Below are 1,575 nucleotides of genomic sequence, written 5' to 3'. Positions count from 1 at the left end.
CATTGACTCTCCTGTTAATTCAATGCGATGTGAAGAGTGAACCATGCGGTCTAGAATTGCATCGGCAATGGTTCCTTCGCCAATTGTTTCATGCCAGTTTTTTACTGGTATCTGTGCGGCAATGATAATAGAAGTCTTGTCATATTTCTGTTCAACGATATCCATTAGGGCATTTCTTGCCGGATCGTCAAAGGCTGTTAACCCAAAATCATCCAGTATCAACAGGTCGGTTTTCTCGATCTTATTCAGGAGTTTGAGGTAGGTGCCTTCGAGCTTTGAAAGTTTTACATGGTCGATAAACCGGGCAAAGTTGTAATACATGGTTTTGTATTGCATGGTGCATGCATTGTGTCCCAATGCCTGTGCCAGATAACTCTTACCGGTTCCCGTTGCCCCGGTAATTATCACATTTTCACCACGTTTGATGAAATCGAGCAATGCCAGGCGTTCAAAGGTGTTTCGATCCAGAGAACGGTTTGCTGTATAATCAACATCCTGAACCGATGCCGGATACCTGAACCCGGCCGTGGCAATCAGGTTTTGGATGCGTTTGTTGTAACGGCATTCCCATTCCTGATCAATCAACAAGCCCAGATACTGATCGAGCGTATAATCCTGATGCATATTATTTTGCGTACTGTTGTAGTACGTTTCGGCCATAGCATACAGCCGCATTTGTTTCATCTTTTCAATGGTACTTTGATTGTTCATTTCTGATTGTTTTAGTGATTAATTATAAGCTTTTGGCCCCCGTAAGTTCATGTGTATGGGAATAAAGATTTGCTGTACCGGAACTGCTACCGCTTTGTCCATATTGTTTTCCAGAATACGTTTGATGGTACGGTAACTGCATCTTTCATGGGTTAAAGCAATGGCACAGGCTTTCTCTATACGGTGGTTCTCGAAGGCTTTTTTCAGGCTGAGAATGCCCAGTGCCTGCTTGTACCCCGTTTCCGGATAATCTTGTTGCTCAATCAGCAGAGCGATGTATTCGCCTGTTTTTGGCCCAATATTATTTGCCAGCACGGCAAAGTATTCCGGGCTCCAGTCGTTGTAAAACTGATGGGTACTGCTCATGTGCTCTTTAATGGTAACATACTGGCCTGGGCGGAAAACCCTTTTGTGGCTTGCAATACGGTCCGACTGACAGTATACCTCGATGGTCTCCTGATTGTACTGCAATTCGACCTGTTTGCCAACGTAACGGTAAGGTACGCTGTAATAGTTCTTGGTGTCTGACAGGTAGATATATCCCATCTTCTGTACTTTGGCCCGTTTGTAATGTTTGATCTGGTATGTATCCGGTGGCAATGACTGAAGGTACTGTTCTTCCAGCTCTACAAACAGTTTCCGGCGGCTTGCCTGGTAAGTAACCATCAGGTAGTCATTGTACGTTACAAGTTCCTTTTGAAGCTGCCTGTTGAGTTCGTCCAGGCTAAAGAAGGTCATGTTCCGGATCGGGAAGAAAATGCGCTGATAAACCAGCCTTACAGCCCCTTCAACCATCGCTTTGTCCTGTGGGGAATACGAACGGGTCGGATTGATCACGCAGCCATAATGAAGGGCCAGATCCTT

At 45.1% G+C, this 1,575-nt stretch carries 2 protein-coding genes; both read right to left on the bottom strand.

Features of this window, described 5'->3' with window-relative positions:
• On the bottom strand, positions 1-711 hold a 711-nt coding region (istB, locus tag BMX17_RS24825; RefSeq protein WP_092665316.1), incomplete at its 3' end, for an IS21-like element helper ATPase IstB.
• An 18-nt stretch (positions 712-729) separates the two neighbouring features.
• On the bottom strand, positions 730-1,575 hold an 846-nt coding region (locus BMX17_RS26600), incomplete at its 5' end, for a Mu transposase domain-containing protein (protein WP_449272169.1).

It is taken from the genome of Halorientalis persicus, assembly GCF_900110215.1.
In the GTDB taxonomy this organism is placed as follows: domain Archaea; phylum Halobacteriota; class Halobacteria; order Halobacteriales; family Haloarculaceae; genus Halorientalis; species Halorientalis persica.
This window is presented reverse-complemented; position numbering and strand designations above follow the sequence as displayed.